This is a genomic window from Enterobacter sp. BIGb0383 (assembly GCF_003751845.1).
In the GTDB taxonomy this organism is placed as follows: Bacteria; Pseudomonadota; Gammaproteobacteria; order Enterobacterales; family Enterobacteriaceae; genus BIGb0383.
Map to the genome: position 1 here is coordinate 1 of NZ_RJKQ01000004.1, position 26,502 is coordinate 26,502.

The following is a 26,502-nucleotide window of genomic DNA, read 5'->3' on the forward strand; positions in this document are numbered from 1 at the left end:
AATCCGTATCTTCGAGTGCCCACACAGATTGTCTGATAAATTGTTAAAGAGCAGTGCGACGCGCCTTTCGGCTTACTGTCGCGAGGTGGCGTATATTACGCTTTCCCTCTGAGAAGTCAACCGTTTATTTTCGGTTACCTTCAACTGTCAGGCCGGTGTTTATGCCGTTGTGCCGTGTCAGTGGAGGCGCATTATAGGGAGTTATTCCGGGCTGACAAGAGGAAATTTAAAAAAAGATTCTAAGCGGGGATTTTTTCACCGCAATGGGGAGAAAAGCGCCATTAAACGCCCTGCTTGTCGTTTTTGTAATCGAAATCACATCTCTGGTGGCATACTTAGCCGCAGTAAAAAGAACATAAAGAAGGAACGGCATCTATGTCTTTACGCGCACAGCAGCTCGCCGCGCAAAAGAATCTCTCATATATAGTGGCGGAAAAGCTGGCCCGACACATTCTGGCGGGTAAATTTGCGCCGGGTTCCATTCTGCCCGGAGAGATGGCGCTGGGTGAACAATTCGGCGTGAGCCGCACGGCAGTCAGAGAAGCGGTCAAGACCCTGACCGCCAAAGGTATGGTTCTGCCGCGTCCGCGTATTGGCACTCGCGTCATGCCGCAAAGCAGCTGGAACTTCCTCGATAAAGAGCTGCTGACCTGGTGGATGACGGAAGATAACTTTGAAGAGGTCATCAGCCACTTCCTTATTATGCGCAGCAGCCTGGAGCCACAGGCCTGTCTCCTGGCCGCGACGCAGGGTAATGCGGAGCAAAAGGGACAGCTCAATACGTTGATGGAAGGGATGGTGCTGCTGAAGAAGCACTTTGACCGCCAGCGCTGGATAGAAGTGGATATGGCCTGGCATGAGCATATCTATCAAATGAGCGGTAATCCCTTCTTAACCTCGTTCGCTTCGCTGTTCCATTCGGTGTACCGTCACTACTTCTCCTCTATTACCCATAATGAAGTGGTTAAACTCGATCTGCATCAGGCGATAGTCGATGCCATTCAGGAGAGCGACGGGACGCGGGCATTACTGGCCTGTCAGGCTCTGCTGGCGGCACCCAACGCCCTTCCCCTCGACACACAGGACAAGGCATGACAGAGAAAAAAGCGCGCAGTATGGCAGGACTGCCGTGGATCGCCGCGATGGCGTTCTTTATGCAGGCGCTCGACGCGACCATTCTGAATACCGCCCTTCCCGCTATCGCCCAAAGCCTCAACCACTCGCCGCTGGCGATGCAATCCGCCATTATCAGCTATACCCTGACCGTTGCGATGCTGATCCCGGTCAGCGGCTGGCTGGCAGATCGCTTCGGCACCCGACGCGTCTTTATGCTGGCGGTTAGCCTCTTTACCCTCGGATCGCTGGCCTGTGCTCTTTCCGGCTCGCTGGCCGAGCTGGTAACTTTCCGTATTATCCAGGGCGTGGGCGGAGCGATGATGATGCCAGTGGCGCGTCTTGCTCTTCTGCGGGCATATCCGCGCAGCGAACTGCTCCCGGTTCTGAACTTTGTCACCATGCCGGGGCTGGTTGGCCCGATTTTGGGACCAGTGCTGGGTGGGGTGCTGGTCACCTGGGCCAGCTGGCACTGGATCTTCCTGATTAATATTCCTATCGGTATCGCCGGGCTGCTCTACGCCCGCAAATATATGCCGAACTTCACCACGCCGCGCCGCCGTTTTGACGGCGTTGGCTTTCTGCTGTTCGGCTTTAGCCTGGTACTGTTTTCCTGCGGGATGGAGATGTTCGGTGAGCGGCTGGTCACCAGCTGGATTGCGCTGGCCATTATCATCACCAGTCTGCTTCTGCTGGCGGCCTATGTCCGCCACGCCCGTCGCCATCCTACGCCGCTGATTGCGCTACCGATGTTTAAGATCCGCACCTTCTCGGTGGGCATCGCGGGCAACCTCGCCACGCGTCTCGGCACCGGCTGCGTACCCTTTTTGATGCCGCTAATGCTCCAGGTCGGTTTTGGTTACCCGGCGCTGATCGCCGGCTGCATGATGGCACCAACGGCGATGGGCTCAATCCTGGCGAAATCGATGGTCACCCAGGTACTGCGCTGGTGCGGTTACCGCAAGACGCTGGTTGGCGTGACGTTGTTTATCGGCCTGATGATTGCGCAGTTCTCGTTCCAGTCCCCGGCGATGCCGGTATGGATGCTGATCCTGCCGCTGTTTATTCTTGGAATGGCCATGTCGACCCAGTTTACCGCCATGAATACCATTACCCTTGCTGACCTGACCGACGAAAGCGCCAGCGGTGGCAATAGCGTGCTGGCCGTTACGCAGCAGCTGTCGATCAGTCTGGGTGTGGCGGTAAGCGCGGCGGTATTGCGTATCTATGAGGGAATAGAGGGCACCAGTACGGTGGATCAGTTCCACTATACCTTTATTAGCATGGGGGCGATTACGGTTCTGTCGGCGGGGATGTTTATGCTGTTAAAACCAAAAGACGGCCGCAACCTGATTAAGGAGCGGCATTAAACCGAACCGCGCACCATCAGTTCCGGGGTGAGCTGCAGGCGTTGCTGGGCAAGTTCCGGCTCCGCCATGCGGTTGATCAGCACATCAATCGCCAGCTCGCCGAGTTCATCTTTTGGCTGATGGATTGTCGTCAGAGGCGGCGTCATATAGCGCGCCAGTTCGATATCGTCATAGCCGACAATCGCCATATCCTGCGGAATATGCAGCCCGGCCTGATACAGCGCCTGATAGGCACCCACCGCCATCGCATCGTTACCGATAAATACCGCATCCGGTGGCGTCGCGTGGGCCAGCAGTTTCTGCATCGCATCAAAACCGCCGCCAAACTCAAAGTCGGCAATCACTTCATAATCTGCCGGAACGGTCAGCCCGCTGCGGGACATCGCCTCCCGATAACCTTCAAGACGAAGTCGCGCCGGGGTTTTATCCAATGGGCCAGTTATGCAGGCGATACGGGTATGGCCTTTATCAATCAGATACTGGGTCGCCATATCGCCACCCAGCAGAGAGTTATCCTGAATCAGATCGCTGTCGCCCTCGAACGGCGACCAGTCCATCATTACCGTCGGGATCGACGGGTAGCGGCGAATAATCTCAACCGAAGGCTGATGCGTTTCGGTGCACAGCAGCAGCAGCCCGTCGACGCGTTTTTGCATCAGCATCTCAAGGTTGCGGTTCATCCGCTGCTCGTCGCCTTCAGTATTGCAGAGCACGAGGCTGTAGCCACGCTCAAAACAGCTGCGCTCGACGCCGCGAACCAGTTCGGAATAGAAGGGGTTGCTGCTGGCGGTAATCAGCATGCCGATGGTGCGGGTCTGCTTCAGCTTAAGACTGCGTGCCAGCGCGGAAGGCGCGTAGTTGAGCGTCTTAATCGCCGCGTCCACTTTTTCAATAATCGCCTCGCTCACAAAGCGATCTTTATTGATAACGTGAGAGACGGTAGAAGTAGAAACACCCGCCAGGCGAGCAACATCCTTCATTGTGGCCAAAATTTACCCCTGCTGACCTAAGAATTCGTCTATCTCTTTGCGCCAGGGAACCGAAGGCTGCGCACCTTTGCGCGTCACGGCAATGGCCGCGGCGGCATGGGCAAAGCGAATCGCCTCGGCCAGTGGTTTCTCTTCCAGCAGCGCCGTAATCAACGCCCCGTTGAAGGTATCCCCGGCGGCGATAGTATCGATGGCCTGCACTTTAAAGCCGGGAATACGACTGCCTTCGCCGTTAACGCTGGCCCAGACGCCACGGCTGCCCAGGGTGATCAGTACGGTTTTGATGCCTTTGTCATGGAGGATCTGCGCCGCTTTTGCCGCGTCAGCTTCATTATCCACGCGAACGCCAGTCAGCTTTTCCGCCTCGGTTTCGTTCGGGGTAATGATATCGAGCAGCGACAGGAGCTCATCTGACAGTTCACGGGCCGGAGCCGGGTTTAGCGCCACCAGCGTCTGGTTCTCGCGGGCAATTTTTGCCGCCGCCAGCACGCTTTCAATCGGCGATTCCAGCTGCATCAGCAGCGCGGAAGCCCCGGCGATACGCTCGCGCTGAGCTTCAACCAGTTCCACCGTTAATGCCGCGTTGGCACCGGCATGAATACCGATGACATTCTCCCCTTCGCCGTTAACAAAGATTAGGGCCACACCGGTGGATTCACCCGCAATGACGCTAACGGGTGCGATGTCGATATTGTCGCTGGCCAGCTGTTTACGCACGCGTTCGCCGGTATCGTCATCGCCGGTACAGGCGATAAACGCAATCTTTGCGCCGCTGCGACCCGCCGCGACGGCCTGATTGGCACCTTTGCCGCCAAAGGCGATCTGGTACTGGCTCCCCAGCAGGGTTTCGCCCGGTGCAGGGAAGGATTCAAGGTTGAGAATGTGATCGGCATTGATACTGCCAAGGACGACGAGACTGCCTGCAGTTTTCATGTTCAGAATATCCACTAAGATGCGCCACCGGGAACCGGTGGCGCGTGCCCTGCTTTTCTTTTACGTAGTCCTTCAGGTCGTCTGCCCGTGGCGCGACCCAAATGGCTTTCTTACTGCTTGATAACCAGTTTCAGATCCACCGGGATTTTGGCGTAAACTTTTTCGCCTTTCAGGACTTTATCCGCGGTTTCAACGCCGGTAGCACCGATCTGCTCAGGCAGCTGAGCGATAGTTGCCGCCAGTTTGCCATCTTTAACGGCTTTTTCACCGTCCGGCGTACCGTCAAAGCCAACAACCATCACGTCGGTTTTGCCTGCGGTCTGCAGCGCACGCAGTGCACCCAGCGCCATTTCATCGTTCTGTGCAAATACAGCCTGCACGTCCGGATGCGCGGTCAGCAGGTTCTGCATAACGTTCAGACCTTTAGTACGGTCGAAGTCAGCAGGCTGGCTGGCCAGAACGTTAAATTTGTGTGCCGCAACGGCCTGCTGGAAGCCTTCGCCACGCTCACGCGCTGCTGAAGTCCCTGCAATGCCCTGCAGTTCAATCACTTTCGCGCCTTCACCGGCCTGCTTAGCGATGTAGTTACCGGCGATTTTGCCGCCCAGCACGTTATCAGAAGCGATGTGGCTGACCACTTCACCCTGAGAGGCCACGCGGTCAAGGGTGATCACCGGGATTTTCGCCTGGTTAGCCATTTTCACAGCGTTACCTACAGCGTCGGAATCGGTCGGGTTGATCAGCAGCAGTTTAGCGCCACGGACGGTCAGGTCCTGAACGTTCGCCAGCTCTTTGGCCGGGTTATTCTGGGAGTCGAGGATAACCAGGTCATAGCCCAGTTTGTCCGCTTCTTTCTGCGCGCCATCCTTCAGAGAAACGAAGAACGGGTTGTTGAGCGTGGAGATAACCAGTGCAATGGTGTCTTTTGCCATTGCGTTTGCGCTCACCGTCGCGCTCAGCGCCACGGCAGAAACCAGAGTAGCCAGCTTTTTCATGTTCATATTTATGATGTCCTGTATGTGTGAAGTACTTACTGCTTCTTGTTGTCTACCAGCACCGCCAGCAAAATCACCACGGCTTTTACAATCATCTGGTAGTAAGAGGAAACACCTAATAAATTCAAACCATTGTTAAGGAACCCGAGGATCAGCGCACCGATCAGCGTACCCACAATCCGGCCTTTACCGCCTGCCAGACTGGTTCCTCCTAATACAACTGCTGCAATCGCATCCAGCTCATAACCCGTCCCCGCCGTAGGCTGGGCGGAAGAGAGACGCGCCACTTCGATAATACCCGCCAGCGAAGCCAATAAACCGCACAGTGAATAAACGATAATTTTGACTTTGTCGACGCTAATCCCGGACAGACGAGTCGCAGACTCATTGCCGCCGAGGGCATAGATATAACGTCCCAGACGCGTGTGATGCAACATATACCAGGCCGCGATAAACACAATCGCCATAATCCATACCGGCGTCGGAATGCCCAGCGGGCGCCCTATCCCAAACCAGCCAAAGACATCGGCGTTGTCGGTGAAGCCGGTATTAACAGGACTGCCGTTGGTGTAGACCATGGTGACGCCGCGCAGCAGCAGCATCATCACCAGAGTGGCGATAAATGCCTGCACCCGACCTTTAGCAACAATCACCCCGGTGATCCCGCCAATCGCCGCACCCAGCGCCAGGGCCGCAGCCACTGCCACCAGCGCATTCACTTCGAAACCGACGATAGAGGCAGCAACCGCACCGGTCAGCGCCAGCAGCGAGCCGACGGACAGGTCAATCCCCGAGGTCAGGATCACCAGCGTCATCCCCACCGCCATAATGGCGTTCACGGAGGTCTGCTGCAGAATATTGAACAGGTTATTGACGGTAAAAAAGTTCGGGCTCATGGTCGAGACGATCGCGATCAGCACCAGCAGGGCAATCAGCGATTTTTGCTCCATCAGCCACGCTTTGGTGAAATAACGGCGACCAGTAACAGCCTGGGTAGTCATCTTTTTTACTCCTGATTCACACGATTAAGCTTGCCCACAGCGGCAGCCATCAATACTTCCTGGGTGGCCTGCTCGCGCGTGAATTCACCGCCGAGATGCCCTTCATGCATAACGATAATACGATCGCTCATACCTAATACTTCTGGCATTTCGGATGAGACCAGAATAATGCTCAGGCCATCGGCTTTAAACTGGTTAATTAATTGATAAATCTCTTTTTTCGCCCCAACATCCACCCCGCGGGTTGGCTCATCGAGGATCAGCACTTTCGGCCGGGTCATTAAGCCGCGGGCGATCGCCACCTTTTGCTGATTACCGCCGGACAGCAGGCCAATGGCCTGTTCCATTGACGGGGTTTTAACATTAAACAGACGGATGAAATCACCCACCGCCTGCTGTTCATCTTTATGTTTCAGGCCGCCGCCGCTGCGGCTAAAGTAGCGAAGGGCAGTCAGGGACATGTTCTCTTTGACCGACATCCCCAGCACCAGGCCATCGCGCTTACGGTCTTCGGAGATATACACAATCCCGTTCGCCAGCCCATCCTGCGGAGAGCGGGTAACCACTTCATGACCGTCGAGGGTGACGTAACCGCTGGCACGCGGCAGCGCGCCGTAGAGCACCTTCATCAGTTCAGTACGACCCGCGCCCATCAGGCCCGCCACGCCGAGGATTTCCCCTTCACGCAGCGTAAAGCTGACGTTATTCACGCCGGAGCCGCACAGGTTATCGACCTTCAGGCGCACGTTACCCGGCGCTTTGTCCAGACGCGGGTACTGGTCTTCCAGCTTGCGGCCCACCATCATCTCAATCAGCGAATCTTCCGTGAGGCTGACGACTTCACGTTCGGCAATAAACTGGCCGTCGCGGAAGACCGTCACGTCATCGCAGATTTCGAAGATCTCTTTCATGCGGTGGGAGATATAGACAATTCCGCGTCCCTGAGCTTTCAGCTCACGAATAACGCGGAACAGAGATTCGGTTTCGGTATCGGTCAGGGCATCGGTCGGTTCATCCATCACGATGACTTTCGACTCGAAGCTCAGCACTTTGGCGATCTCCACCATCTGCTGATCGCCGATGGACAGCTCGCCCACCAGCCGGTCGCTTTTAAAGCGCAGGTTCAGCTTCGCCAGCAGCTTATCGGCTTCGGCGTACATGGTTTTCCAGTCGATTTTGCCAAAGCGCCCCACGTACTCACGGCCAAGGAAGATATTCTCGGCAATGGAGAGCTGCGGGATCAGGTTCAGCTCCTGGTGAATAATCCCGATACCGGCTTCCTGGGAGGATTTAGGACCGTTAAACGTGGTCTCTTTTCCCAGCCACAGCAGCGAACCGGCGTCGCGCTGATAGATACCGGTCAGGACTTTCATCATGGTGGATTTGCCGGCGCCGTTTTCGCCAACCAGCGCCATAACGCGGCCAGCGTAGACATTCAACGCTGCGCCGGAGAGGGCTTTCACCCCGGGGAACGATTTTTCGATCCCTTTTAGCTGTAATAATGCGTCCATGAGGGCCTCAGAAGGTGACGCCAGCACAGAGAATGATATTCGCATACGGGGAACACTCCCCGCTGCGAATTACCGCCTGACTGTCTGCGGTTTTTTGTTTGAACTGCTCATGTGTGATGTAACGAATTTCTATGGTGTTTCCCTGGTGTTTCTGCAGCTGCCCGATATGGCCGAGCAACGTTTCGTGGAGCTGCGGATTGTGCTGCTTAATTTCCGCGGCAAGAATAGCCGATTCAACCTGCATTTCAGCCGTGACCACTTCCAGTACCTGCATAAACGCAGGCACGCCCTGGGTTAACGCCATATCAATACGCGTTGTGCTACCAGGAATTGGCAGACCGGCGTCACAAACCACCAGCGTATCAGTATGCCCAAGACGGGAAATGACTGACGAAATCTCAGAGTTAAGAACCGAACCTTTCTTCATTGTTTTATTACTCCATTAGCGAAACGTTTCGCTGATGATGAGTGTAATATGAGTAATGAACATAAAACCACCGCAAAGTGAAAGAAATGTGATCGCCATCGAAACGTTTCGCGACAGGGTTCATCAGGCTTTAGCTTTAACGGAAATTACCGATCGAAACGTATAAAAAACCCTCTTAAGAAAGCGGGTTTTCGCGTTTTAAATCTCGACCTGGGTACCCAGCTCAATGACCCGGTTGGGTGGGATCTCGAACTGGTCAGGCGCGCGCAGGGCGTTGCGCTGCAGGAGAAGGTAGAGCTTGCCGCGCAGGCGCAGATACCAGGGGCGCTTGCCCAGAATAAGCGACTCGTGCGACATAAAGAACGAGGTTTCCATCATCCGGCAGCTCAGCCCTTCCAGGCCGCAGCGGTGGAACACCTCCTCTACATTGGGCGTTTCGCGCCAGCCGTAGCTGGCCACCACCCGCCAGAAGGTCGGCGACAGCTGCTCGATCTGCACCCGGCGAACATTATGTACATAAGGCGCATCTTCCGTACGCAGCGTCAGCAGGATCACCCGCTCGTGAAGCACCTTGTTGTGCTTGAGGTTATGCATCAGCGCAAAGGGGATCACTTTCTGGGCGCGGGACATATAGACGGCGGTCCCCGGCACGCGAACCGGAGGCGACTTCTCCAGCGAGGCGATCATCGCCTCCAGAGAATTACCGTGCTCATGCATACGGCGCAGCAGGCGGAAGCGCTCGCTTTTCCAGGTGGTCATAATCACGAACATCACCAGGCCGAGGCTTAACGGCAGCCAGCCGCCGGACAGCAGCTTATCGAGGTTTGCAGAGAACAGCGGCACATCCACGCTCAGGAAGGCCACCACCATCAGCCCCACCAGCCAACCGCTCCACTGCCAGTTTTTACGGGCCACGGTGGCGCAAAGAATAGAGGTCAGTACCATGGTCCCGGTCACCGCAATCCCGTAGGCAGCGGCCAGGTTGCTGGAGTGCTCGAAGCTGACAATCACAATCACCACCGCGACGTAGAGCATCCAGTTAACAAACGGGATATAGATCTGCCCTGATTCCATTTCCGAGGTGTGAATAATGCGCATCGGCGACAGATAGCCCAGACGCACCGCCTGACGGGTCAGGGAGAAGACACCGGAGATCACCGCCTGGGACGCAATCACCGTCGCCAGAGTGGCAATAATTAACATCGGGATCAGCGCCCAGTCGGGCGCCAGCAGGAAGAAGGGGTTTTTAATCGCTTCCGGCGTTTTCAGCAGCAGCGCGCCCTGGCCAAAATAGTTCAACACCAGCGACGGCAGGACCAGGGAAAACCAGGCCAGGCGGATCGGCAGCTTGCCGAAGTGGCCCATATCGGCATACAGCGCCTCAACCCCGGTGATTGCCAGCACCACCGCGCCAAGCGCAACAAAGGAGACGGTTTTGTACTCAAGGAAGAAGTGCAGCGCCCAGGCCGGATTCAGCGCCTGCAGCACCTCGGGATTACTGATTATCCCGCGCAGGCCAAGCACGGCCAGGATCAGGAACCAGGCCAGCATAATCGGCGCGAAGAGTTTCCCCACCATGCCGGTCCCGTGCTTCTGGATAGCAAACAGCAGCGTCAGCACCACAATAGAGAGAGGCACAATCCAGGTATCGAGCGAGGGTGCGACGATTTCCAGCCCTTCCATCGCCGACATCACCGATATCGCCGGGGTGATCACCACCTCACCATAGAAGAAGCTGCCGCCGATAAGCCCCATAATCACCAGCACGGAGGTCATCCTCGCGCTGGTATTGCGCCCGGCCAGCGACATCAGGGTTAAGATCCCCCCTTCACCGGCATTATCAGCACGCATAACGAAGGTCAGATATTTAATGGAGACAACAACAATCAGCAGCCAGAAAATCAGGGACAGAAAACCAAAGACGGCGTCGCGTTCAACGCCAAAACCAAACTGGCCGGACAGACATTCACGAAGGGTATAGAGTGGGCTGGTGCCAATATCACCATAGACAACCCCAATGGCCGCAAGCGTAACCGCGGACAATGATTGCTTATTCTCAGAGCTCATAGACTCGTCTTTCGTTAACCAGGTGAAATGTGTGCTGAGTCCGTTCGCCCACAAAAAGGCGCACAGTATGCATGATTAATGGCAAATTCGTCTCTCTATATCAAGCGGGTTTAATCTGGCGCAAAGAAAACATGGCCGTTGTTCAGTCTATTAGCCCGGTTCAAAATGTCTATACTCGCTTCATAAAGCCGTAACCCGGCGAAAGGACGCAATTTTATTATGGCTCACCCTAATTTATTGGCTGAAAGAATTTCTCGCTTAGGCGCCGCGCTGGAAAAAGGGCTCTTCGAACGCAGCCACGCGATTCGCCTGTGCCTGCTGGCCGCGCTGTGCGGCGAAAGCGTTTTCCTGCTTGGCCCTCCGGGGATAGCGAAAAGCCTGATTGCCCGGCGACTGAAGTTCGCTTTTAGCCACGCAAGGGCCTTTGAGTATCTGATGACCCGTTTCTCCACGCCGGAGGAGGTCTTCGGCCCGCTGTCGATCCAGGCGCTAAAAGATGAAGGACGCTACGAGCGTCTGACCGCTGGCTATCTGCCGGAAGCGGAGATCGTCTTTCTGGATGAGATCTGGAAAGCTGGCCCGGCGATCCTCAATACCCTGCTGACCGCGATTAACGAACGCCACTTCCGCAACGGCGCGACGGAGGAAAAAATTCCCATGCGCCTGCTGGTGGCCGCCTCCAATGAATTACCGGAAGCCGACGGCAGCCTGGAAGCATTATATGACCGTATGCTGATCCGCCTGTGGCTCGACAAAGTGCAGGAGAAATCCAATTTCCGCGCCATGCTGATAAGCCAGCATAACGAGAGCGAAAACCCGGTCCCCACCGCGCTGCAGGTCACCGATGAAGAGTTTACCCGCTGGCAGCAGGAGATCGGCGAGGTCAGCCTGCCGGAGGCGGTATTTGAGCTTGTCTTTATGCTACGCCAACAGCTGGAGAATATGCCCGGTGCGCCCTATGTTTCCGACCGCCGCTGGAAAAAAGCTATCCGCCTGCTGCAGGCCAGCGCTTTCTTCAGCGGTCGCGATGCGGTCACACCTATCGACCTGATCCTGCTTAAAGATTGTCTGTGGCACGATGCGCAGGGCATGAACCTGCTTTCGCAGCAGCTGGATATTTTGATGACCGTGCACGGCTGGCAGCAGCAGACGATGCTGACCCGCCTGGGAACCATCGTCCAGCGGCGTATTCAGCTCCAGCAGCAGCAGAGCGACAAAACGGCGGTCAAAGTTAACCGCCACGGGGGCATGTTCAGCCGCCGCCCGCAGTACGATCTTCCGCCTGAGCTGAGCGACGCCACTCTGACGCTGCTGCTGCAAAAGCCGTTGAAGCTGCACGATATGGAGGTGATCCACCTGACGCTTGAGCGCAGTGCCCTGGAGCAGTGGCTGCTCAAGGGCGGGGAGATCCGCGGCAAGCTCAACGGCATTGGCTTTGCTCAGACTCTGAATCTTGAAGTCGATAGCAGCCAGCACCTGGTGGTGCGCGACGTCAGCCTCCAGGGATCGCGCCTGGCGCTGCCGGGCACTACGCAGGAAAATATGCCGGCGGAAATTAAACAGCAGCTGGAGACGCTGGACAACGACTGGCACCAGCAGCACACCCGCTTTAGCGAGCAGCAGAAGTGCCTGTTTATTGAAAACGACTGGCTGGGCCGTATCGAAGCCAGCCTGCAGGACGTTATTGATCAGATCAAACAGGCGCAGCAATGCTAAACCTGGATACGCTGAATGTGGCACTGGCGGTCAGTGAAGAGGGGTTAATCGAAGAGATGCTGATCGCGCTGCTGGCCTCGCCGCAGCTGGCGGTGTTCTTCGAAAAATTCCCCCGCTTAAAAAACGCCGTTCTTGACGATCTTCCTCAGTGGCGGGAGAACATCAAAAGCCGCATTAAAGAAGCGCACGTTCCGCAGGAGCTGGCGATGGAGCTGGTTTGCTATCAGCAGAGCCAGCTACTCTCCACCGGACAGTTTATTCTCCAGCTTCCGGCTCTGCTGAAACAGCTCAATCAGCTGCGCTCTCCCTTTTATAGCCAGGCAAAGCAGCTGGTGGAGAGTAACGCCGTCTTTACCCCCGCGCTGCAAACTCTCCTTCTGCAGCGCTGGCGTTTAAGCCTGGTGGTGCAGGCCACCGCCCTTAATCAGCAATTGCTGGAGGAGGAGCGCGAGCAGCTGCTCAGCGAGGTGCAGGAACGGATGACTCTCAGCGGCCAGCTGGCACCGGTGCTGACCGAAAATGAAAATGCGGCCGGGCGTCTGTGGGATATGAGCGCCGGGCGGCTAAAGCGCGGCGACTATCAGCTGATCGTCCGCTACGGGGATTTTCTCAACCAGCAGCCGGAGCTACAGCAGCTGGCAGAACAGCTGGGCCGCTCGCGGGAAGCGAAGTCCGTACCAAAGAAGGACGCGCCGATGGAAACCTTCCGCACCCTGGTGCGGGAGCCTGCCAGCGTGCCGGAACAGGTCGACGGACTACAGCAGAGCGACGATATTTTGCGCCTGCTGCCCACGGAGCTGGCCACTCTCGGTATCAGCGAGCTGGAGTTTGAATTTTACCGTCGACTGGTGGAAAAACGGCTGCTGACCTACCGTCTGCAGGGCGAAGCCTGGCGGGAAAAGGTGACCGAACGTCCGGTGGTCCATCAGGATGTAGAAGAACAGCCCCGCGGTCCCTTTGTGGTCTGCGTGGATACCTCAGGATCGATGGGCGGCTTTAATGAACAGTGTGCAAAAGCCTTTTGCCTGGCGCTGATGCGCGTCGCTATGGCCGATAACCGACGCTGCTTTATTATGCTCTTCTCAAGCGAAGTCGTGCGCTACGAACTCTCAGGCGCGGACGGGCTGGAGCAGGCCATACGCTTTCTCAGCCAGCGCTTTCGCGGCGGCACCGACATGGCGAGCTGCTTCCGGGCCATCGTTGAGCGCTTACAAAACCGGGAATGGGCCGATGCGGATGCGGTGGTGATCTCTGACTTTATTGCCCAGCGGCTGCCGGAAGAGGTGATTAACGCCGTGGGCGATTTACAGCGTAAACAGCAGCACCGCTTTCATGCCGTGGCGATGTCTGCGCACGGCAAACCCGGCATCATGCGCATTTTCGATCATATCTGGCGCTTTGATACCGGGATGCGGAGCCGTCTTCTGCGCCGCTGGCGGCGCTAAAGATTACAGCAGAGCGGCAACGCTTTCGCGAACCTGCGCAGGCCATACGCCGCACTGAACCTGACCGATATGCGGCAGCTGGAGCAGCAGCATTGTCAGGCGGGACTGGCCGATACCGCCGCCGATGGTCTGCGGCATCTCGCCGCGCAGCAGGGCCTGGTGCCACTCAAGCTGCAGGCGATCTTCATCATCGGTGATCTTCAGCTGGCGCTGCAGGGCAGCGGCATCCACGCGGATCCCCATCGATGAAATCTCAAATGCGTCTTCCAGAATCGGGTTCCAGACCAGGATATCGCCGTTCAGACCTTCCAGCTCGCCTTCACCGGAGGTGCTCCAGTCATCATAATCAGGGGCACGCACGTCGTGACGTGCGCCGTCGCTCAGCTTACCGCCGATCCCAATCAGGAAGACCGCGCCCAGCTCTTTGGCAATCGCCCGCTCGCGGCCTTTGGCATCGAGACCCGGGAAGCGGGTCAGCAACGCCTGGCTGTGAACAAAATGGATGGTTTCCGGCAGGAACGGCGTCAGGCCAAATTCTGCGGCCGCGGCCGTTTCGGTGGCTTTAATCCCGGCCCAGATAGCCTCAACCGTCGCCTTCAGCGTTCCGGTGTGGCGTTCGCCATCGCCCATTACGCGTTCCCAATCCCACTGATCGACGTAAACAGAGTGGATCGCGGAGAGTCGGTCTTCATCGGGGCGAAGGGCTTTCATGTGCGTGTAGAGCCCTTCGCCCGCGCTGAAGTCGTGTTGTCCCAGGGTTTGACGTTTCCATTTTGCCAGGGAGTGCACCACTTCAAACTGGGCATCCGGCAGCGTTTTCACTTTTACCTGTACCGCTTTTTCGCAGCCAGAAAGGTTGTCCTGCGTCCCGTCACCCACGCGACTTAAGATCGGAGCCTGAACTTCAACCAGTCCAAGCTTGTCTTCCAGCTGGCGGGAAAAATGGGATTTAACGAAACTGATCTGGCGTTGTTTTGTAATGTAAGCGGTTTTCATTTTTATACTCCTGCGTCCTGTTGGTATTGATTAAGCAACAGAACCGGCGTCAAATTCAATAATCAAACAACAAAAAGCCCTCTTCGATTTTGATTCATTAAAATAAGACGCTAAAATAGAGTGAATCATCAAACATCATAAGAAAATACTATGGAAAATTATCAGATCGACAATCTGGACCGCGGCATCCTGGAGGCACTGATGGCCAATGCCCGCACCGCCTATGCCGAACTGGCCAAACAGTTTGGCGTCAGCCCCGGCACAATCCACGTCCGGGTCGAGAAAATGAAACAGGCGGGTATCATTACCGGGGCGCGTATCGACGTCAGTCCCAAACAGCTGGGCTACGATGTGTGCTGCTTTATCGGCATCATTCTGAAGAGCGCCAAAGACTACCCGTCGGCGCTGGCGAGACTGGAAAGCCTGGAAGAGGTGACCGAAGCCTATTACACCACCGGGCACTACAGCATCTTTATTAAGGTCATGTGCCGCTCGATCGATGCGCTCCAGCAGGTACTTATCAACAAGATCCAGACTATCGACGAGATCCAGTCCACCGAGACGCTGATCTCCCTGCAGAACCCGATCATGCGCACCATTCGCCCGTAACAGGGCGATTTCATCCCCACGCAATACCCGCAATATCCACAGGTAGATCCCAGCCCTTACACAGCGTAGAATGTGCCTCTCGATGAAATGGGCGGGCGATCATGGCAGACATTACACTGATTAGTGGCAGCACCCTTGGCGGCGCGGAATACGTCGCAGAACATCTGGCAGAGCAACTGGAAGACGCTGGTTTCACAACGGAAACGCTGCACGGTCCTGTGGCAGACGAGCTCAGTACTGACGGTATCTGGCTGGTGGTCAGCTCCACACACGGCGCGGGCGACATTCCCGATAATCTGCTGCCGTTCTACGAGTACCTGCGCGAAGAGAAGCCCGACCTGTCGGCCGTTCGCTTTGGCGCTATCGGGATCGGCAGTCGCGAATATGACACCTTCTGCGGTGCGATTGACAAGCTGGATGCAGAAATGAAAGCCTGCGGCGCAAAACAGATCGGCGAAACGCTGAAGATCAACGTCCTGGAACACGATATTCCGGAGGATCCGGCAGAGCTTTGGCTGGGATCCTGGAAAAATTTACTCAAATAAGTGTAAAGATCGCGCGATCGAGTGTGGATAAGTCTGCTTAAAAGCACTGATCAACCGGTAGTTATCCCAGGAACAACCCTTGGTCAGTTTTTGGTCTGTGCATAACCCCGCATTTTGATCCCAGCTTATACGGGCCGGGATCACCGATCATTCACAGTTAATGATCCTTACTAAGCTTTTGATCTTAAATTGAGGATCCGGGTTATCCACAGACCTTCTCGATCCTAATAAGAGATCACAATAGAACAGATCTCTAAATAAAAAGATCTTCTTTTTAATAGCCCGGATCCCAGTGCTTTCTCCATCGACTAAAGTTGAGTAGAATCCACGGCCCGGGCTTCACTCCATTTTCAAACCGCGACACCGCGAGGCAATTACCATGTTTTATCCGGATCCTTTTGACGTCATCATCATTGGCGGGGGTCATGCAGGCACAGAGGCCGCGATGGCCGCTGCACGTATGGGCCAGCAAACGCTGCTGCTGACACACAATATCGACACGCTGGGGCAGATGAGCTGCAATCCGGCCATTGGCGGTATTGGGAAGGGACACCTGGTAAAAGAAGTGGATGCGCTTGGCGGCCTGATGGCACAGGCGATCGATAAAGCCGGCATCCAGTTTAGAATACTAAACGCCAGCAAAGGCCCGGCGGTACGCGCTACCCGTGCTCAGGCGGATCGCGTGCTCTATCGTCAGGCTGTACGCACTGCGCTGGAGAACCAGCCCAACCTGATGATCTTCCAGCAGGCCGTTGAGGATCTGATCGTCGAAAACGATCGTGTCGTCGGGGCCGTTACCCAGATGGGACTGAAATTCCGTGCTAAGGCGGTTGTGCTGACCGTAGGGACTTTCCTGGATGGCAAAATTCATATCGGGATGGATAACTACAGCGGTGGCCGTGCCGGTGACCCGCCGTCCATCTCCCTGTCGCGTCGTCTGCGTGAACTGCCGCTGCGCGTAAGCCGTCTGAAAACCGGTACGCCACCGCGTATTGACGCCCGCACTATCGATTTCAGCGTGCTCGGTGCGCAGTACAGCGATAACCCGATGCCGGTATTCTCGTTTATGGGTTCCGTCGAGCAGCATCCGCAGCAGATGGCCTGCCATATCACGTACACCAACGAGAAAACCCACGACGTTATCCGCAATAACCTCGATCGCAGCCCGATGTATGCCGGGGTGATCGAAGGGATCGGCCCGCGCTACTGTCCGTCGATCGAAGATAAAGTGATGCGTTTCGCGGATCGTAACCAGCACCAGATCTTCCTGGAGCCGGAAGGGCTGACCTCTAACGAAATTTATCCAAATGGCATCTCCACCAGCCTGCCGTTTGACGTACAGATGCAAATTGTCCGCTCGATGCAGGGGATGGAAAACGCGAAGATCGTTCGTCCTGGCTATGCCATTGAGTATGATTTCTTCGATCCGCGTGACCTGAAACCGACGCTTGAAAGCAAATATATCCAGGGTCTGTTCTTTGCCGGACAGATCAACGGCACCACCGGTTACGAAGAAGCCGCGGCCCAGGGCCTGCTGGCCGGTCTTAACGCCGGGCGCTTCTCGGCGGAAAAAGAGGGCTGGGCGCCGCGTCGCGATCAGGCTTATCTTGGCGTGCTGGTCGACGATCTCTGCACTCTGGGGACCAAAGAACCCTACCGCATGTTCACCTCCCGTGCTGAATATCGCCTGATGCTGCGCGAAGACAATGCCGATCTGCGACTGACCGAAGTCGGCCGTGAGATGGGCCTGGTGGACGATGCCCGCTGGGCACGCTTTAACGAGAAGCTGGAAAACATCGAACGCGAGCGTCAGCGTCTGAAATCCACCTGGGTGATGCCGCAGACCGAAAACATCGACGAAGTGAACGCTCACCTCAGCGCGCCGCTTTCACGTGAAGCCAGCGGTGAAGATCTGCTCCGTCGCCCGGAAATGACCTATCAGCAACTGACCCAGCTGACGCCGTTTGCCCCGGCGCTTGCCGATGCGCAGGCCGCAGAGCAGGTGGAAATTCAGGTCAAATACGAAGGCTATATCGCCCGTCAGCAGGATGAGATCAACAAGCAGCAGCGCAATGAAAATACGCAGCTGCCTGCGGACATGGATTATCGTCAGGTGACCGGCCTGTCCAACGAAGTGATCGCCAAGCTGAACGATCACAAGCCGGTCTCTATCGGCCAGGCGTCGCGTATTTCCGGCGTCACACCGGCGGCAATCTCCATTCTGCTGGTCTGGCTGAAAAAACAAGGCATGCTGCGCCGCAGCGCATAATCAGGCGTTTGCCCGGTGGCGGAAGCTGCCGGGTGACCGTTTCGCTCTCTCAACAGGTAATTACCGTGCTTAACAAACTCTCTCGTCTGCTGGATAAAGCAGGCATTTCGCTGTCCGTTCACCAGCAGGAACAGCTGGTGGCCTATGTCGATATGCTCAACAAATGGAACAAGGCCTACAACCTGACGTCGGTTCGTGATCCGAACGAGATGCTGATTCGTCATATTCTTGACAGTATTGTGGTGGCACCTTACCTGCAGGGAACACGTTTTATCGACGTGGGTACCGGACCAGGCCTGCCGGGTATTCCGCTCTCTATCGTGCGTCCTGAGTGCCATTTCACCCTGCTGGACAGCCTTGGCAAGCGCGTGCGCTTCCTGAAACAGGTCCAGCATGAGCTGAAGCTCGACAACATCACGCCGGTGCAGAGCCGCGTGGAGGACTTCCCGGCCGAACCGCCGTTTGACGGCGTGATTAGCCGTGCGTTTGCTTCGCTCAATGATATGGTCAGCTGGTGCCATCACCTCCCGGGCGAGCAGGGCCGTTTTTACGCGCTCAAGGGCCTGATTCCTGACGATGAGATTGCGCAGCTCCCGTCCGGTCTGGTCTTAGAGTCAGTGGTAAAACTGGAGGTTCCTCAGCTGGAAGGGGAGCGTCATCTGGTGGTTATTAAGCCAAACTCGATTTAATTTTTATCAAAAAAAGTAGAAAAAGTGCTGTTTTTTTAGTGTTAAAAAAGGGTGCAAACGGCGGTCGGGGATTGGGGTACATTTAACCTGGCCGTCACGAAGATTTTTCGAACACGCAACGACGCATTTTTTGTTTACCGGGAAGATAGTAAACCCTGAAAATATCAGGCTGCTAAAAATGGCGTTGTAATACGAATAACCCTTGTTAAATTTTTATTAAGAATGTCAATGAATCGTTCTTGTGATGTATAAGGGGTGTTTTGAAAAGAGTTGGTGAGTTTCATCTTAAATATCAAAAAGATGAAAAGGTGCTAATTCCTGCTTTATCTTTTCGCTTTAGGCCGAAAATGTTCGATTTGTGATCTGGTGCACGCTTTGTAGCCAGTGTTTTCGCGTTATTTGCAATTTTGCATGAATGTTCACAGTTTGGCGAAAAGTTGAAAAATAGCGCGGCGGAAAAATATTTAAACATTTGTTCACCTTTTCGCTACTTATTGTTTGAAATCACCGGGGCGCACCGTATAATTTGACCGCTTTTTGATGCTTGACTCTCAGTCTTAAAGAACGTTTTATACGACACGCGACATACCTCAAAGGTAGCAGGAGTTAAAAACGTGATGTCTTTGTCGCTCTTGAGTCGAAACGTTGCTCGTAAGCTTCTGTTCATTCAGCTAGTGGCAGTGATGGCAAGTGGATTGCTGTTTAGCCTTAAAGACCCCTTCTGGGGCATTTCCGCAGTGTGCGGAGGTATGGCAGTATTACTGCCCGGCATGCTGTTTATGATTTTTGCCTGGCGTCATCAGGTACATACTCCCGCGAAAGGCCTTGTGGCCTGGTCATTCGCCCTCGGTGAAGCGGTGAGAGTGTTAGCGACCTTTGGTCTGCTGGTGGTGGCGCTGGCTGTGTTTAAGGCGGTTTTTTGGCCGCTTATCGTGACGTGGGTTTTGGTGCTGGTACTTCAGATACTGGCGCCCGCTGTAATTAACAACAAAGGGTAAAGGCATCATGGCTTCTGAAAATATGACGCCGCAGGATTACATAAGCCACCATCTGACTAACCTTCAGCTGGACTTACGTACATTCTCGCTGGTAGATCCGCATAACCCCCCAGCCACCTTCTGGACGCTCAATATCGACTCCATTTTCTTCTCGGTGGTGCTGGGTCTGTTGTTCCTGGTGATGTTCCGTAGCGTTGCGAAGAAAGCAACCAGCGGCGTTCCCGGTAAGTTTCAGACGTTTATTGAGCTGGTGATAGGCTTTGTTAATGGTAGCGTGAACGACATGTACCATGGCAAAAGCAAGCTTATCGCACCGTTGGCTCTGACGATCTTCGTCTGGGTGTTCCTGATGAACCTGATGGATTTACTGCCAATCGATCTGCTGCCGTATATCGGTGAGCATGTCTTTGGGCTGCCTGCGCTGCGTGTTGTACCGTCTGCGGACGTCAACGTCACGCTCTCTATGGCGCTGGGCGTGTTTATCCTGATTCTGTTCTACAGCATCAAAATGAAAGGCATCGGCGGCTTCGCGAAAGAACTGACGCTGCAGCCGTTCAATCACTGGGCATTTATTCCGTTCAACTTAATCCTTGAAGGGGTAAGCCTGCTGTCCAAACCGATTTCACTCGGTCTGCGACTGTTCGGCAACATGTATGCCGGTGAGCTGATTTTCATTCTGATTGCTGGTCTGCTGCCGTGGTGGTCTCAGTGGCTTCTGAATGTGCCTTGGGCCATTTTCCACATCCTGATCATTACGCTGCAAGCCTTTATTTTCATGGTTCTGACGATTGTCTATCTGTCGATGGCGTCTGAAGAGCATTGATTTTTACCAACACTACAACGTTTTAACTGAAACAAACTGGAGACTGTCATGGAAAACCTGAATATGGATCTGCTGTACATGGCTGCCGCGATTATGATGGGCTTAGCGGCGATCGGTGCTGCAATCGGTATCGGCATCCTCGGAGGTAAATTCCTGGAAGGCGCAGCGCGTCAGCCGGATCTGATTCCTCTGCTGCGTACACAGTTCTTTATCGTTATGGGTCTGGTGGATGCTATCCCGATGATCGCTGTAGGTCTGGGTCTGTACGTGATGTTTGCTGTCGCGTAAGCGTTGCTTTAACTAAGCAATTATTTAGAACGTTAACCAGATAAGAGGCATTGTGCTGTGAATCTTAACGCAACAATCCTCGGCCAGGCCATCGCGTTTGTCCTGTTCGTTCTGTTCTGCATGAAGTATGTATGGCCGCCGATTATGGCTGCCATTGAGAAGCGTCAAAAAGAAATTGCTGACGGTCTCTCTTCTGCTGAACGGGCTAAGAAGGATTTGGACCTTGCACAGGCCAACGCGACCGACCAGCTGAAAAAAGCGAAAGCGGAAGCCCAGGTGATCATCGAGCAGGCGAACAAACGCCGCGCTCAGATCCTGGACGAAGCTAAAGCTGAAGCAGAACAGGAACGTACCAAAATCGTGGCACAGGCTCAGGCGGAAATTGACGCCGAGCGTAAACGTGCTCGCGAAGAACTGCGTAAGCAAGTTGCTATCCTGGCTGTTGCTGGCGCCGAGAAGATCATCGAACGTTCCGTGGATGAAGCTGCTAACAGCGACATCGTGGATAAACTTGTCGCTGAACTGTAAGGAGGGAGGGGCTGATGTCTGAATTTGTTACGGTAGCTCGCCCCTACGCCAAAGCAGCTTTTGACTTTGCCGTCGAACACCAGGGCATCGATCGCTGGCAGGATATGCTGGCGTTTGCCGCTGAGGTGACGAAAAACGAACAAATGGCAGAGCTACTTTCTGGCGCACTGGCGCCGGAAACACTTGCGAAGTCGTTTATCGCCGTTTGCGGTGAGCAGCTGGACGAAAACGGTCAGAACCTGATTAAGGTGATGGCTGAGAATGGTCGTCTTGTCGCGCTCCCGGATGTTCTTGAGCAGTTTATTCAGTTACGTGCGGCCAGCGAGGCCATTGCAGATGTGGAAGTCACCTCTGCAAGCGCACTGAGTGAAGAACAGCTTTCGAAGATCAGCGCTGCGATGGAACAACGTTTGTCACGCAAAGTTAAGCTGAATTGCAAAATCGATAAGTCTGTAATGGCGGGCGTAATCATCCGAGCGGGTGATATGGTCATTGATGGCAGCGTACGCGGCCGTCTTGAACGCCTTGCAGACGTCTTGCAGTCTTAAGGGGACTGGAGCATGCAACTGAATTCCACCGAAATCAGCGAACTGATCAAGCAGCGCATTGCTCAGTTCAGTGTTGTGAGTGAAGCTCACAACGAAGGTACTATTGTTTCTGTAAGTGACGGTGTTATCCGCATCCACGGCCTGGCCGATTGTATGCAGGGTGAGATGATTTCCCTGCCGGGTAACCGTTACGCTATCGCACTGAACCTGGAGCGCGACTCCGTAGGTGCAGTTGTGATGGGTCCGTATGCTGACCTTGCCGAAGGCATGAAGGTTAAGTGTACCGGCCGTATTCTGGAAGTGCCGGTTGGTCGTGGCATGCTGGGCCGTGTGGTAAACACACTGGGTGCGCCGATCGACGGTAAAGGTGCAGTTGATAACGACGGCTTCTCGCCGATCGAAGTTATCGCACCGGGCGTAATCGATCGTCAGTCGGTCGATCAGCCTGTACAGACCGGTTATAAAGCCGTTGACGCCATGATCCCAATCGGCCGTGGCCAGCGTGAGCTGATCATCGGTGACCGTCAGACCGGTAAAACCGCGATGGCGATCGATGCGATCATCAACCAGCGCGATTCCGGCATCAAATGCGTGTACGTGGCTATCGGCCAGAAAGCGTCCACCATTTCGAACGTGGTTCGTAAACTGGAAGAGCACGGCGCACTGGCGAATACCATCGTTGTGGTAGCGACCGCGTCTGAATCCGCTGCACTGCAGTACCTGGCACCGTATGCCGGTTGCGCAATGGGCGAATACTTCCGCGACCGCGGCGAAGATGCACTGATCGTTTACGATGACCTGTCTAAACAGGCCGTTGCTTACCGTCAGGTTTCCCTGCTGCTCCGTCGTCCGCCAGGACGTGAAGCCTTCCCGGGCGACGTATTTTACCTCCACTCTCGTCTGCTGGAGCGCGCATCCCGCGTAAACGCGGAATACGTTGAGAACTTCACCAAAGGTGAAGTGAAAGGTAAAACCGGCTCCCTGACCGCACTGCCGATCATCGAAACCCAGGCGGGTGACGTTTCTGCGTTCGTTCCGACCAACGTAATCTCCATTACCGATGGTCAGATCTTCCTGGAAACCAACCTGTTTAACTCCGGTATTCGTCCGGCGGTTAACCCGGGTATCTCCGTATCCCGTGTGGGTGGTGCAGCGCAGACCAAGATCATCAAGAAACTGTCCGGTGGTATTCGTACCGCACTGGCACAGTATCGTGAGCTGGCGGCGTTCTCTCAGTTCGCATCCGATCTTGACGAAGCAACCCGTAAGCAGCTGAGCCACGGTCAGAAAGTAACTGAACTGCTGAAACAGAAACAGTATGCCCCTATGTCTGTTGCACAACAGGGCCTGGTGCTGTTCGCGGCGGAACGCGGTTACCTCGATGACGTGGAACTGGCGAAAGTCGGTAGCTTCGAAGCCGCTCTGCTGGCTTACGTCGACCGTGATCACGCTCCGCTGATGCAAGAGATCAACCAGTCCGGTGGCTATAACGACGAAATCGAAGGCAAGCTGAAAGGCATCCTCGATTCCTTCAAAGCAACCCAGTCCTGGTAAAGTCTGACGGCCTGCCTTAGGGCGGGCCGCAAGGCATTGAGGAGACGCTCATGGCCGGCGCAAAAGAGATACGTAGTAAGATCGCAAGCGTCCAGAACACGCAAAAGATCACTAAAGCGATGGAGATGGTCGCCGCTTCCAAAATGCGTAAATCGCAGGAGCGCATGGCAGCCAGCCGTCCTTATGCAGATACCATGCGCAAAGTGATTGGTCACCTTGCTAACGGTAATCTGGAATATAAGCACCCTTACCTGGAAGAGCGCGACGTTAAACGCGTGGGCTACCTGGTGGTGTCGACCGACCGTGGTCTGTGCGGTGGCTTGAACATTAACCTGTTCAAGAAACTGCTGGCGGATATGAAAGAGTGGTCCGATAAAGGCGTTCAGTGCGATCTCGCAATGATCGGCTCTAAAGGCGTGTCTTTCTTTAACGCCGTTGGCGGCAACGTTGTCGCACAGGTGACAGGCATGGGGGATAACCCTTCCCTGTCTGAACTGATCGGTCCGGTTAAAGTGATGTTGCAGGCCTATGATGAAGGCCGTCTGGACAAGCTGTACGTTGTCAGCAACAAATTTATTAACACCATGTCCCAGGCTCCAACTATCACCCAGCTGCTGCCGCTGCCGGCATCAGAGGATGATGGTCTGAAGCATAAATCCTGGGATTACCTGTATGAACCCGATCCGAAAGCGCTGCTGGATACCCTGCTGCGTCGTTATGTCGAATCTCAGGTTTATCAGGGCGTGGTAGAAAACCTGGCCAGCGAGCAGGCCGCACGTATGGTGGCGATGAAAGCCGCAACCGATAATGGTGGCAGCCTGATTAAAGAGCTGCAGTTGGTATACAACAAAGCTCGTCAGGCCAGCATTACTCAGGAACTTACCGAGATCGTCGGTGGTGCGTCCGCGGTATAACCAGGTTATTCGTAGAGGATTTAAAATGGCTACTGGAAAGATTGTCCAGGTAATCGGCGCCGTGGTCGACGTCGAGTTCCCTCAGGACGCCGTACCGCGCGTGTACGACGCCCTCGAGGTGACAAATGGTTCTGAAACTCTGGTGCTGGAAGTTCAGCAGCAGCTCGGCGGCGGTATCGTACGTACCATCGCCATGGGTTCTTCTGACGGCCTGCGCCGTAGTCTGGAAGTAAAAGACCTCCAGCACCCGATTGAAGTTCCGGTGGGTAAAGCGACCCTGGGTCGTATCATGAACGTACTGGGTCAGCCGATCGATATGAAAGGCGACATCGGTGAAGAAGAGCGTTGGGCTATTCACCGTTCAGCTCCGTCCTATGAAGAGCTCTCCAGCTCTCAGGAGCTGCTGGAAACCGGCATCAAGGTAATCGACCTGATGTGTCCGTTCGCTAAGGGCGGTAAAGTCGGTCTGTTCGGTGGTGCTGGCGTAGGTAAAACCGTAAACATGATGGAGCTGATCCGTAACATCGCGATCGAACACTCCGGTTACTCCGTGTTTGCAGGCGTGGGTGAGCGTACTCGTGAGGGTAACGACTTCTACCACGAAATGACCGACTCTAACGTTATCGATAAAGTATCCCTGGTTTACGGCCAGATGAACGAGCCGCCGGGAAACCGTCTGCGCGTTGCGCTGACCGGCCTGACCATGGCTGAGAAATTCCGTGACGAAGGTCGTGACGTTCTGCTGTTCGTAGACAACATCTACCGTTACACCCTGGCCGGTACTGAAGTATCCGCACTGCTGGGCCGTATGCCTTCAGCGGTAGGTTATCAGCCGACCCTGGCGGAAGAGATGGGTGTTCTTCAGGAACGTATCACCTCTACCAAAACCGGTTCTATCACCTCCGTTCAGGCGGTATACGTACCTGCGGATGACCTGACTGACCCGTCACCAGCCACCACCTTTGCGCACCTTGACGCAACCGTGGTACTGAGCCGTCAGATCGCGTCTCTGGGTATCTACCCGGCCGTTGACCCGCTGGACTCCACCAGCCGTCAGCTGGACCCGCTGGTTGTGGGTCAGGAACACTACGACACCGCGCGTGGCGTACAGTCCCTGCTGCAGCGTTACCAGGAGCTGAAAGACATCATCGCCATCCTGGGTATGGATGAACTGTCTGAAGAAGATAAACTGGTGGTAGCACGCGCACGTAAGATCCAGCGCTTCCTGTCCCAGCCGTTCTTCGTTGCAGAAGTATTCACCGGTTCTCCGGGTAAATACGTCTCGCTGAAAGACACCATCCGTGGCTTTAAAGGCATTATGGACGGCGAATACGATCACCTGCCGGAGCAGGCGTTCTATATGGTCGGTTCCATCGACGAAGTCGTGGAAAAAGCCAAAAAACTTTAACGCCTTAATCGGAGGGTGATATGGCAATGACTTACCACCTGGACGTCGTCAGCGCAGAGCAGCAAATGTTCTCTGGTCTGGTCGAGAAAATCCAGGTAACGGGTAGCGAAGGTGAACTGGGTATTTACCCGGGGCACGCACCGCTGCTCACCGCCATTAAGCCTGGTATGATCCGCATCGTGAAACAGCACGGTCATGAAGAGTTTATCTATCTGTCCGGCGGTGTGCTTGAAGTGCAGCCTGGCAGCGTGACCGTTCTGGCTGATACCGCGATTCGTGGTCAGGATCTCGACGAAGCGCGAGCCCTGGAAGCGAAGCGTAAAGCTGAAGAGCACATTCAGAACTCTCACGGTGACGTGGATTACGCTCAGGCATCTGCGGAGCTGTCTAAAGCTATCGCAAAACTGCGTGTTATTGAGTTGACCAGAAAAGCGATGTAACACCGGCTTGAAAGCATAAAGGCCAGTCTGGATCCCAGGCTGGCTTTTTTTTTGCTTTCGTTTCAGATTATTTGAAACTGAAAAGATGTTTTAATTTTTTGTGATTCCCATCACAAAAATGTTGATCGGTTAAAAAATGAAGAGTAGACTTCTTTTCTGTGAGGTAAGTCACAAAAAAGAACACTCAAACAAACGAGGAAGACATCATGAAACTGATCAACAAAATCATCGCTTTCTTCAACAACATGAACGTATCTTTCGGTACTTTCAATCTGTAACCATCACGCTGTACCGCTAACTAAAACGACAACACATGCGGTGTGAAC

General features: G+C 54.8%; 25 protein-coding genes. 17 read left to right on the plus strand and 8 right to left on the minus strand.

Annotated elements, in window-relative coordinates:
• Positions 1-375 precede the first annotated feature (375 nt).
• Complete coding sequence (locus tag EDF81_RS18060) at positions 376-1,095, plus strand: FadR/GntR family transcriptional regulator (protein WP_123349558.1); 720 nt, start codon at positions 376-378, stop codon at positions 1,093-1,095.
• Positions 1,092-2,483 carry a multidrug transporter subunit MdtD gene (gene mdtD / locus EDF81_RS18065; protein ID WP_123349559.1) on the plus strand — a complete coding sequence of 464 codons (1,392 nt, stop codon included), beginning with the start codon at positions 1,092-1,094 and terminating at the stop codon, positions 2,481-2,483. Before EDF81_RS18060 ends, mdtD begins: the two co-directional genes overlap by 4 nt.
• On the opposite strand, the gene rbsR is transcribed toward mdtD, so the two are convergent.
• The 7 genes from rbsR to kup form a co-directional block, all read right to left on the minus strand.
• Complete coding sequence (rbsR, locus tag EDF81_RS18070; protein ID WP_184999568.1) at positions 2,480-3,463, minus strand: ribose operon transcriptional repressor RbsR; 984 nt, start codon at positions 3,461-3,463, stop codon at positions 2,480-2,482. The two genes, mdtD and rbsR, sit on opposite strands and share 4 nt — an antisense overlap.
• A 12-nt stretch (positions 3,464-3,475) precedes the next feature.
• Positions 3,476-4,405 (minus strand): ribokinase, encoded by a 930-nt coding sequence (gene rbsK / locus EDF81_RS18075; RefSeq protein ID WP_123349930.1) that lies wholly within the window; start codon positions 4,403-4,405, stop codon positions 3,476-3,478.
• 110 nt (positions 4,406-4,515) lie between these two features.
• On the minus strand, positions 4,516-5,406 hold the full coding sequence (gene rbsB / locus EDF81_RS18080; protein ID WP_123349561.1) for a ribose ABC transporter substrate-binding protein RbsB: 891 nt from the start codon (positions 5,404-5,406) through the stop codon (positions 4,516-4,518).
• 29 nt (positions 5,407-5,435) lie between these two features.
• Complete coding sequence (gene rbsC, locus EDF81_RS18085) at positions 5,436-6,401, minus strand: ribose ABC transporter permease (protein ID WP_123349562.1); 966 nt, start codon at positions 6,399-6,401, stop codon at positions 5,436-5,438.
• Positions 6,402-6,406: 5 nt separating this feature from the next.
• Positions 6,407-7,912: a ribose ABC transporter ATP-binding protein RbsA gene (gene rbsA, locus EDF81_RS18090; RefSeq protein ID WP_123349563.1), complete on the minus strand. Its 1,506-nt coding sequence runs from the start codon at positions 7,910-7,912 to the stop codon at positions 6,407-6,409.
• Positions 7,913-7,919: 7 nt separating this feature from the next.
• Positions 7,920-8,339 (minus strand): D-ribose pyranase, encoded by a 420-nt coding sequence (rbsD, locus tag EDF81_RS18095; protein ID WP_123349564.1) that lies wholly within the window; start codon positions 8,337-8,339, stop codon positions 7,920-7,922.
• A 198-nt stretch (positions 8,340-8,537) separates the two neighbouring features.
• Positions 8,538-10,406, minus strand: a complete 1,869-nt coding sequence (gene kup / locus EDF81_RS18100) for a low affinity potassium transporter Kup (protein WP_123349565.1) — start codon at positions 10,404-10,406, stop codon at positions 8,538-8,540.
• A 219-nt stretch (positions 10,407-10,625) separates the two neighbouring features.
• On the opposite strand from kup, the gene ravA reads away from it, so the two are divergent.
• Positions 10,626-12,122 carry an ATPase RavA gene (gene ravA, locus EDF81_RS18105; protein WP_123349566.1) on the plus strand — a complete coding sequence of 499 codons (1,497 nt, stop codon included), beginning with the start codon at positions 10,626-10,628 and terminating at the stop codon, positions 12,120-12,122.
• Positions 12,116-13,567, plus strand: a complete 1,452-nt coding sequence (gene viaA / locus EDF81_RS18110) for an ATPase RavA stimulator ViaA (RefSeq protein WP_123349567.1) — start codon at positions 12,116-12,118, stop codon at positions 13,565-13,567. Before ravA ends, viaA begins: the two co-directional genes overlap by 7 nt.
• 3 nt (positions 13,568-13,570) lie before the next feature.
• Here the strand turns inward: viaA and asnA are convergent, their stop codons facing one another.
• Positions 13,571-14,563, minus strand: coding sequence for an aspartate--ammonia ligase (gene asnA, locus EDF81_RS18115; protein WP_123349568.1), 993 nt, complete (start codon positions 14,561-14,563; stop codon positions 13,571-13,573).
• Between the two features lie 150 nt (positions 14,564-14,713).
• Between asnA and asnC the strand changes: the two genes are divergently transcribed.
• From asnC to EDF81_RS18180, 13 genes are all read left to right on the plus strand, one after another.
• A complete protein-coding gene (gene asnC, locus EDF81_RS18120) occupies positions 14,714-15,172 on the plus strand; it encodes a transcriptional regulator AsnC (protein ID WP_041689565.1) in 459 nt (152 codons plus the stop codon).
• 101 nt (positions 15,173-15,273) lie between these two features.
• Complete coding sequence (mioC, locus tag EDF81_RS18125) at positions 15,274-15,717, plus strand: FMN-binding protein MioC (RefSeq protein ID WP_123349569.1); 444 nt, start codon at positions 15,274-15,276, stop codon at positions 15,715-15,717.
• Between the two features lie 379 nt (positions 15,718-16,096).
• Positions 16,097-17,986 (plus strand): tRNA uridine-5-carboxymethylaminomethyl(34) synthesis enzyme MnmG, encoded by a 1,890-nt coding sequence (gene mnmG, locus EDF81_RS18130; protein WP_123349570.1) that lies wholly within the window; start codon positions 16,097-16,099, stop codon positions 17,984-17,986.
• A 65-nt stretch (positions 17,987-18,051) separates the two neighbouring features.
• The gene (rsmG, locus tag EDF81_RS18135) at positions 18,052-18,675 is read left to right on the plus strand and encodes a 16S rRNA (guanine(527)-N(7))-methyltransferase RsmG (protein ID WP_123349571.1); all 624 of its coding nucleotides are present in this window, start codon (positions 18,052-18,054) and stop codon (positions 18,673-18,675) included.
• A gap of 617 nt (positions 18,676-19,292) precedes the next feature.
• On the plus strand, positions 19,293-19,673 hold the full coding sequence (gene atpI, locus EDF81_RS18140; RefSeq protein ID WP_123349572.1) for a F0F1 ATP synthase subunit I: 381 nt from the start codon (positions 19,293-19,295) through the stop codon (positions 19,671-19,673).
• Positions 19,674-19,680: 7 nt separating this feature from the next.
• Positions 19,681-20,496 (plus strand): F0F1 ATP synthase subunit A, encoded by an 816-nt coding sequence (gene atpB / locus EDF81_RS18145; protein WP_123349573.1) that lies wholly within the window; start codon positions 19,681-19,683, stop codon positions 20,494-20,496.
• 48 nt (positions 20,497-20,544) lie between these two features.
• Complete coding sequence (atpE, locus tag EDF81_RS18150; protein WP_004393045.1) at positions 20,545-20,784, plus strand: F0F1 ATP synthase subunit C; 240 nt, start codon at positions 20,545-20,547, stop codon at positions 20,782-20,784.
• Positions 20,785-20,841: 57 nt separating this feature from the next.
• On the plus strand, positions 20,842-21,312 hold the full coding sequence (gene atpF / locus EDF81_RS18155; RefSeq protein WP_123349574.1) for a F0F1 ATP synthase subunit B: 471 nt from the start codon (positions 20,842-20,844) through the stop codon (positions 21,310-21,312).
• A gap of 14 nt (positions 21,313-21,326) precedes the next feature.
• The gene (atpH, locus tag EDF81_RS18160; protein ID WP_123349575.1) at positions 21,327-21,860 is read left to right on the plus strand and encodes a F0F1 ATP synthase subunit delta; all 534 of its coding nucleotides are present in this window, start codon (positions 21,327-21,329) and stop codon (positions 21,858-21,860) included.
• A 12-nt stretch (positions 21,861-21,872) separates the two neighbouring features.
• On the plus strand, positions 21,873-23,414 hold the full coding sequence (gene atpA, locus EDF81_RS18165) for a F0F1 ATP synthase subunit alpha (protein ID WP_123349576.1): 1,542 nt from the start codon (positions 21,873-21,875) through the stop codon (positions 23,412-23,414).
• A 50-nt stretch (positions 23,415-23,464) separates the two neighbouring features.
• Entirely contained in the window at positions 23,465-24,328 is an 864-nt protein-coding gene (gene atpG, locus EDF81_RS18170; RefSeq protein WP_123349577.1) for a F0F1 ATP synthase subunit gamma, read from the plus strand.
• Positions 24,329-24,353: 25 nt separating this feature from the next.
• Positions 24,354-25,736: a F0F1 ATP synthase subunit beta gene (gene atpD, locus EDF81_RS18175; protein WP_123349578.1), complete on the plus strand. Its 1,383-nt coding sequence runs from the start codon at positions 24,354-24,356 to the stop codon at positions 25,734-25,736.
• 20 nt (positions 25,737-25,756) lie between these two features.
• Complete coding sequence (locus tag EDF81_RS18180; RefSeq protein WP_123349579.1) at positions 25,757-26,176, plus strand: F0F1 ATP synthase subunit epsilon; 420 nt, start codon at positions 25,757-25,759, stop codon at positions 26,174-26,176.
• Positions 26,177-26,502 lie beyond the last annotated feature (326 nt).